We start from the raw sequence: 7,590 nt of genomic DNA on the forward strand, positions 1-7,590 counted from the left end.
TGCCACCGCACGCTAGGGGCTGGCTGTGACATTCGGATGAACGAACCGGGGCGTTTTCATGACGGTTTCGTGACCGCCGTCAGAAACGACTTGTTCAACGGGCTCAACGGCGTTCCAGCGCCTGCTCGAAGGCGGCCAGCGCATCGTCGGAGAAGAGCACGAAACGCACTCGCTTGAGGCTTTGCGCGCGCGCCGCGCAGTCGACCACGGTGGTCACGGCGATATCCGCGGCTTCGTCGAGCGGATAGCCGTAGATGCCGGCCGAGATGGCGGGGAATGCGATCGACTCGGCGTTTTCCTGCTCGGCGAGCTGCATGGCCGTGCGATAACAGCTGGCCAGCTGGGCGGCCACCGGCTGGCTCTTGCTGTAGACCGGGCCGGCGCAGTGCACGACGTAGTCGTTGGGCAGATCGAAGGCCGGCGTGATCACCGCCTCGCCGGCTTCGATGGGTGCCAGGGCACGACTGGCCTCGACCAGTTTCGGCCCGGCCGCGCGGTGTATCGCCCCGTCGACGCCGCCGCCTCCCTTGAGCTGCTTGTTGGCCGCGTTGACGATGACGCCGATATCGGACTGTCGGGTGATATCGCCCTTGCTACATTCGATCGTCAGGCCGTGGATCTTTCGCTGCATGATCGTTCCTGGATTCCGGTATGGTTCGTCCATCATCCCGAGCCCGGCGTTTCGAGCCAAGCCAATGGCGCAACTGATCAAATACTGGAACACCCTCAAGGGCAGCTACTGGTTCATCCCCACGGTCATGTCGATCGCCGCGGCGATCCTGTCGTTCGTGTTCACCGCGATCGACTCGCGTATCGGCGATGCGTGGGTCGCCCAGATGCCGTGGATCTACAGCATCCAGGCCGACGGCGCGCGCGGGCTGCTGACCACCGTGGCCGGCTCGATGATCGGGGTGGCCGGCGTGACCTTCTCGATCACGATCGCGGCGCTGTCGTATACGACTTCCACGCTCGGCCCGCGGCTGCTGACCAACTTCATGAACGACCGCGGCAACCAGATCACGCTGGGCACGTTCGTATCCACCTTCGTCTACTGCCTTTTGCTGCTGCGCGTGGTGCAGGCGGGCCATGAAAGCAACGCTGCGTTCGTGCCACATCTGTCGCTGGCCTTCTCGGTTGGCATGGCCGTGGCCAGCCTCGCCGTGCTGATCTATTTCATCCACCACATCACCGAGTCGTTGCACGTCTCCAACGTGGTAGCCAACGTTGCCCGTGATCTCGATGCGGCCATCGACGGCTACGAGGCCCGCGTGGAGGCCGACCGCGAGAAGCCTGCGGCGAACCTGCCCGCCGACTTCGACCAACAGGCCGTGGCGGTACGCGCCAACGGCGATGGCTATATCCAGAATCTCGTGTTCGGCTCGCTGGTGAGTACCGCAGCGAGCCACGATCTGGTACTGCGCATCGAGCGCGCCCCGGGCGATTTCGTGACCGCCGGCCAGACGCTGCTGTGGGCCTGGCCAGCCCCTCGCGTGGATGACGATATCGCGCAAACGCTGGTCAACGCCTATGCCTGGGGGCGCCAACGTACCGAATCCCAGGACGTGTTCTTTCTGGTCAACGAACTGGTGGAAATCGCGGCCCGCGCGCTCTCGCCCGGCATCAACGACCCCTATACCGCCATGGGCTGTCTCGACTGGCTCAGCGGGGCACTGCATCGCGTGGCCCGCCACGATATCTGTAGTCGGCACGGCTTCGACAGCGACGACAAACTGCGCGTATGGGCCCGTGGCTTCGATTTCGAAGCCCTGGCGAGCGCCATTTTCGACCAGCTGCGCGCCTATTTCGCCAGCGACCGCAACGCCGCCGTGCACATGCTGATGCGCATCGGCGATGCCGGCGAGTTCCTGAGGGGCTCCGATCAGCGCCGACTCATGCAGAACCAGGCGGACGCCCTGCACGAGGCCGCGGTGGCCGCCATGACCAGCGAACTCGATCGCCGGGCGGTCGAACAGGCCTACCGCCGGGCCGTGCGCCTGATCGATAAACGCGACTTCGGCTGAACCCGGCTTGATTACGCGCCGTTCGAGCCCGATGTTATCGGGTTGGCCTTTTCCGAACGAAGCCGCATGACCGACGCACGCACCGATCGCCCCCAACCCAGCCAGCCCCCGATCGCCCGACGGGCCCCGGTTAGCGAGCAACGCCACGGCGTCATGCTGGTAGACGACTATGCCTGGCTGCGCGACGAGAACTGGCGCGAGGCCATGCATGACCCGTCGTTGCTGCATGCCGATATCGCCGCCTATCTGCAGGCAGAAAACGACCATACCGACGCGCATATGGCGCCGCTGTCGGTGTTTCGCCAGCGTCTGGTTGCAGAGCTGCGCGCCCGCATCGCCGAACGCGATACCAGCGTGCCCACCCCGGACGGCGACTGGTACTACTACGTGCGCTTTCGCGAGGCCGGCCAGCATCCGATCTTCTGTCGGGCGCCGCGAGCCGGCAACGACGATCGCCCCGCCGATGCCCCCATGCCCGAGGACGGCCTGAACAACGAACAGATTCTGCTCGATGGCGACGCCGAAGCGCGGGGCCGGGCCTATTTCAGCCTGGGCGCGGTCAACCACAGCCGCGACCATCGCCTGCTGGCCTTTGCCCTGGACGAACGCGGCTCCGAAGCCTTTACGCTGCACGTACGCGATATCGAAACCCAGCGTGAAGTTCAGCCGCCGATTCCCAACACCACCGGCAACCTGATGTGGTCCGCCGACAGCGCCACCCTGTTCTTCACCACGCTCGACGACAACCACCGTCCTTGCAAGGTCTGGCGGCTGGCGCTCGGCGATGCGCCGGAAAGCGCGGAGCTGGTCTATGCCGAGGCGGACCCGGGCTTTTTCGTATCGGTGGATACCACCCAGAGCGATCGCTTCATCCTGATCCACGCCCACGATCATGCCACCAGCGAAACGCGGGTCATCGACTCGGCCACGCCCTGGGACGCACCTCGCCTGATCGCCGAACGGGTCGAGGGCCAGGAATACAGCGTCGAAGACGACGGCGAATACTTCGTGCTCATGACCAACGCCGACGGCGCCGAAGACTTCAAGATGGTGCGCACGCCCATCGCGACCCCGGCACGCGAACACTGGCAGACGATCGTCGAACACGTGCCGGGCCGGCTGCTGCTCGATCATGTCGAATTCGCCGACTTTCGCGTACGTATGGAACGCGCCGACGCCCTGCCGCGTATCGTCATCACCGATAAGGCCAGTGGCGCAGACCATGCCATCCGTTTCGATGCCGAGGCCTACAGCCTGGGCATCGCACCCGGCTACGAACACGACACGTCCACCCTGCGCTTCATCTACAGCGCGCCCAATACGCCGGACGAAACCTACGATTACGACATGGCCACGCACGAGCGTCGGTTACGCAAGCGGCGCGCGGTGCCCAGCGGGTTCAACCCGCAGGACTATATCGTGCGGCGGCTGCATGCCACCGCGACCGACGGGGCCGAAGTGCCGGTCACCCTCATTCATCACGTGGATACGCCGATCGACGGCACGGCCCCCTGCCTGCTGCACGGCTACGGCGCCTACGGCATATCCGAAGCCGCGGCTTTTTCTTCCAGCCGTTTTTCCCTGATCGATCGCGGCTTCGTGCACGCCACGGCCCATGTCCGGGGCGGCAAGGAATGTGGCTACCGCTGGTATGCCAACGGCAAGCTGGCGCATAAACCCAACACCTTCAGCGACTTCATCGCCGTGGCCGAACATCTGGCGGCCACCGGCTACAGCGCGGCCGGGCGGATCGTGCCCCATGGCGGCAGCGCCGGCGGCATGCTGGTGGGCGCGGTGCTCAACCAGCGGCCCGAGCTCTGGGGCGCGGCCATCGCCGACGTGCCCTTCGTGGACGTGCTCAATACAATGATGGACGACAGCCTGCCGCTCACGCCGCCGGAATGGCCGGAATGGGGCAACCCGCGTGATGACGTGGCCGCCTTCGAGACCATTCGCAGCTACTGCCCCTATCAGAACGTCGAGGCGCAGTCCTATCCCCCGATTCTGGCGATTGCCGGCGTATCCGACCCGCGCGTGACCTACTGGGAACCGGCCAAATGGGTCGCCAAGCTGCGTGCCTACAAGACCGACACCAACGCGCTGCTGCTCAAGACCCATATGGCCGCCGGCCACGGCGGCCTGCCGGGACGTTTCACCGCGCTCGAAGAGACGGCGATGATCTATGCGTTCGTTCTCGATGCCTTCAACAAGGCCGAAGAATCAGGCGCGAACGAAGCCGACGCCAGCGATCCGGTGCGCGCCAACGAGGTCTACTGACGGCTTACCGGCGCACGGACCTGGCGCCTGCGAGGCCGGCTCACGACCCCCCCGATATTGCAGAGCGGCAACGACTTCAACCCGTTCAGGACAAAACGGACAAATAATTCAAGGCATCTCCTGAAAACCACGCGCTTCTACTGCATTCCGCGCTAATATCAGCACTCCAAAAACAACAGGGCGTTGGGGGATTATGCGCTTTGGCGTCTTGAGGGCTGCTTCGACGGCAGCAATGCTGATTTTCGCCGTAGGCTTTGCCAGCGGCTGTGCGACCATCGCAGGCGGCACCGATCAGAACGTGTCGTTCGATTCGGAGCCGAGGGGTGCAACTGCTAAGGGTCGAAGGGAAGGTCATCGGCCAGACGCCGGTGAGCTCACGCCTGGACAAGGAGAACGGCCAAACCGTTTCTTTCGAGATGGACGGCTATCAAACCGTATCCAAACTGCTGGAAACGAAAGTTGATCGATGGTTCTTAGGCAATATCTTTTTCCTGGGACTGGGCTCTTACAGCTCGACAACTGACGTGTTGTCGGGCGCCGTCTACGAATACAGCCCCGATCAATACTTCGTGACGCTGCCGCCGAACGACAATGCCGGCGTGCTGGATAGAAAGCAGTCGATCGAGCGCTTCGTGGTGGTCAGCTACGGGGCGCTACGCTCGGCCGCGGCCACTTCCCAACCGGCCGATGACGAATCGTTTTCGAGTCTGCTCGCGGCGCTGGATATCGATAGCAACGACACACCCCGCGTCAATCAGCTTGCCGGCACGCTGCTGGACCACTCGAATCCCGTGGCCGGCGCAAACGCGGTGACGGCACGGTTCTAGACGGCCCGCAGCCACGCTCACGTCGGCCCGCTCCAAGCGGCGGGCCGACGCCCGTTTTCAAGCACAAGAGGCCGGGGGTCGCGAGATACACGCGTCCACGCGTTGAATGCAGCTCGCCCCGGCTATCGACATACTGTCAGGACGCGTCATCACGCCCATCAAAACGGCCGTGACGACCGGCACCACCGTCAACAAAGCGTGAGGCGCCGGCCAGCGCTTCGGCGAAGACGATCGGATAGCCGCCGGCGCCTTCGTTACGCAGGGCGTCGTCCAGCGCGAGATCCCACTGCGCATACAGCGAGCGCCGATCGGCGCGTAGACACTGCTGCGGGAAGCGGGCGATTTCATGGGCCAGTTCCAGCGCCGCAGCCAGCGACTCTCCGTTGCCGACACGGCGGCTGGCCAGGCCGATCTGCATGGCCTCGTCGGCGGCGACCGCACGACCGGTCAGCATCATGTCCAGCGCGCGCGCCTGGCCGATCAGACGGGGCAGCCGTACGGTGCCACCATCGATCAACGGCACGCCCCAGCGGCGGCAGAACACGCCGAAGACGGTCGCATCCTCGATCACCCGCAGATCGCACCACAGGGCAAGTTCCAGGCCCCCGGCCACGGCATAGCCCGGCACCGCTGCAATCACCGGCTTATCCAGCGACATCCGGGTCGGGCCCATCGGCCCCGGGCCGGCGCCGTGCGCATCGACCACATTGCGTCGATCGGCATCGCCCATGGCTTCGAGGTCGGCACCGGCACAGAAATGGCCGCCCGCGCCGGTCAGTACAGCAACGGCCCGGTCCTCGTCGGCTTCGAACGCGGCAAACGCGTCGTGCAGGGCCGAGGCCACCTCTCCATCGACCGCATTGCGACGCTCAGGGCGATTGATCGTAATGACGCAAACCTGATCGTCGTAGTCCAGGGTCACACAGCGAGAAGACATATTCGCCTCCGTTGGGGGCATGGCCGGGCGCTTGCTTCGGCTACGACCGGTCAATCATCGTGAGCGCCGTCGCGTCGGTGGCTCGAACGACTGTGTTCGCACCTGCCAGCGATCCGAGTCGGCGATCAGCTCGATCCAGCCGGGCCCGCCATAGGCCCGCGAGCGCCCGGCCGCGCCGGGGTTGAGCACCCAGGGCGTCTGGTCGGTGTCCCCCAGGCGCCGGTGGCTGTGCCCGCACACGATGGCACGGGCCTCGGGAAAACGATCCCGCAGCTTACGATGGCGGGTTTTTGCTGGCCACTGGTGGCCATGAACCACGACGAGCGAACCGCCCGGCAAATCGAGTACTTGGCTTTCCGGCCACGGCGCATCGACGGGGTCGTTATTGCCCGTCACGATCACGATCCGTGCCGCCAGCGGCGCCATGGCCGCTTCGATACCGTCGCCGACGTCGCCGGCATGCACCAGCACGTCGGCACCGCGAACGGCATCGGCCACGCGGGGATCGAGATGGCCGTGGGTATCGGCGATCAGGGCTATACGCATTGGGCGAGCTTAACCGGTCGTGCTCGTCGGTCAATGCGTTCACTTGCCGATTTCAGCAGCGCACGATAGATGCGCGTCTCGTTTTCTGATTAAACTCCGGCGCATGAAAACAATCGCGCTCTACAGCCTTAAAGGCGGTGTCGGCAAGACTGCCGCCGCCGTGAATCTTGCCTACGAAGCGGCCCAGTCGGGCAAGCATGTGCTGCTCTGGGATCTGGACCCGCAGGGGGCGGCAAGCTGGTATTACGGCATTGACGAATCGCCCGAGATTTCGGCCAAGCAGGTGGTTTCCGGCAAGGAACCGCTGGGCCGCTATATCAAGCCCACGGCGTATGAACGACTGGCGATCCTGCCGGGCGATCGCGGCTACCGGGACTGGGATGCCCAGATTCATGCCGCCAAGCAGCCGCGCAAGGTGCTCGAAAGCCTGATCGACCCCTTCTCGGAGAGCTATTCGCTGCTCGTGCTCGACTGCCCGCCGGGCATCGGCGCGCTGGCCACCTCGGTACTGCGCGCCGCCGATCGCGTGCTGGTGCCGGTGGTGCCTACGCCGCTGTCGCTGCGCGCGCTCGACGAGGTACTCGAACACGTCGAAGATAAAAAGGTCGGCAAGACACGGGTGATTCCGTTTTTCTCCATGGCCGATCGGCGCCGCAAGATGCATCGCGAGATGATCGAATCGCCGCCGGCGACGATGAAAAAAGCGCCCAAGACGTTCATCGACTACAGCACGCACGTGGAGCAGATGGGCGCGCATCGGGCACCGATCAGCGTCTATGCGCCGCGCAGCCGGGCGGCGGAACAGTATCGCGCGCTGTACGAAGAGATCAGCTGAACATGCCGACTAGGCTCAACCCGGTGGGCCCATTTGGGCAAGCATGAATTCGACGATCGCTTCGGCCTGATCTTCCTGTAGAAAATGCCGCGCGCCCTCGATCGTGGTGTGCGCGGCATCGGCCGCGCCCGCAACGCGTCGGCGCAG

General features: G+C 64.7%; 7 protein-coding genes. 4 read left to right on the forward strand and 3 right to left on the reverse strand.

Going from position 1 to position 7,590, the window contains the following annotated elements; all coding sequences use genetic code 11:
• Positions 1-103 precede the first annotated feature (103 nt).
• Entirely contained in the window at positions 104-631 is a 528-nt protein-coding gene (locus ABNU97_RS09005) for an O-acetyl-ADP-ribose deacetylase (protein WP_348766403.1), read from the reverse strand.
• Between the two features lie 64 nt (positions 632-695).
• Here ABNU97_RS09005 and ABNU97_RS09010 point away from each other — a divergent pair, with 64 nt between their 5' ends.
• The 3 genes from ABNU97_RS09010 to ABNU97_RS09020 all read left to right on the forward strand — a co-directional run bounded on the left by ABNU97_RS09010 (position 696) and on the right by ABNU97_RS09020 (position 5,125).
• The gene (locus ABNU97_RS09010) at positions 696-2,021 is read left to right on the forward strand and encodes a DUF2254 domain-containing protein (protein WP_348766404.1); all 1,326 of its coding nucleotides are present in this window, start codon (positions 696-698) and stop codon (positions 2,019-2,021) included.
• A gap of 66 nt (positions 2,022-2,087) precedes the next feature.
• Positions 2,088-4,298 (forward strand): S9 family peptidase, encoded by a 2,211-nt coding sequence (locus tag ABNU97_RS09015; RefSeq protein ID WP_348766405.1) that lies wholly within the window; start codon positions 2,088-2,090, stop codon positions 4,296-4,298.
• Between the two features lie 323 nt (positions 4,299-4,621).
• The gene (locus ABNU97_RS09020) at positions 4,622-5,125 is read left to right on the forward strand and encodes a hypothetical protein (RefSeq protein WP_348766406.1); all 504 of its coding nucleotides are present in this window, start codon (positions 4,622-4,624) and stop codon (positions 5,123-5,125) included.
• A gap of 136 nt (positions 5,126-5,261) precedes the next feature.
• Here the strand turns inward: ABNU97_RS09020 and ABNU97_RS09025 are convergent, their stop codons facing one another.
• Positions 5,262-6,062: a crotonase/enoyl-CoA hydratase family protein gene (locus tag ABNU97_RS09025; protein ID WP_348766407.1), complete on the reverse strand. Its 801-nt coding sequence runs from the start codon at positions 6,060-6,062 to the stop codon at positions 5,262-5,264.
• Between the two features lie 54 nt (positions 6,063-6,116).
• Positions 6,117-6,608 (reverse strand): metallophosphoesterase family protein, encoded by a 492-nt coding sequence (locus ABNU97_RS09030; RefSeq protein ID WP_348766408.1) that lies wholly within the window; start codon positions 6,606-6,608, stop codon positions 6,117-6,119.
• Between the two features lie 103 nt (positions 6,609-6,711).
• On the opposite strand from ABNU97_RS09030, the gene ABNU97_RS09035 reads away from it, so the two are divergent.
• The gene (locus ABNU97_RS09035) at positions 6,712-7,443 is read left to right on the forward strand and encodes a ParA family protein (RefSeq protein WP_293624884.1); all 732 of its coding nucleotides are present in this window, start codon (positions 6,712-6,714) and stop codon (positions 7,441-7,443) included.
• Positions 7,444-7,590: the final 147 nt, after the last annotated feature.

It is taken from the genome of uncultured Salinisphaera sp., assembly GCF_964012375.1.
Taxonomy (GTDB): domain Bacteria; phylum Pseudomonadota; class Gammaproteobacteria; order Nevskiales; family Salinisphaeraceae; genus Salinisphaera.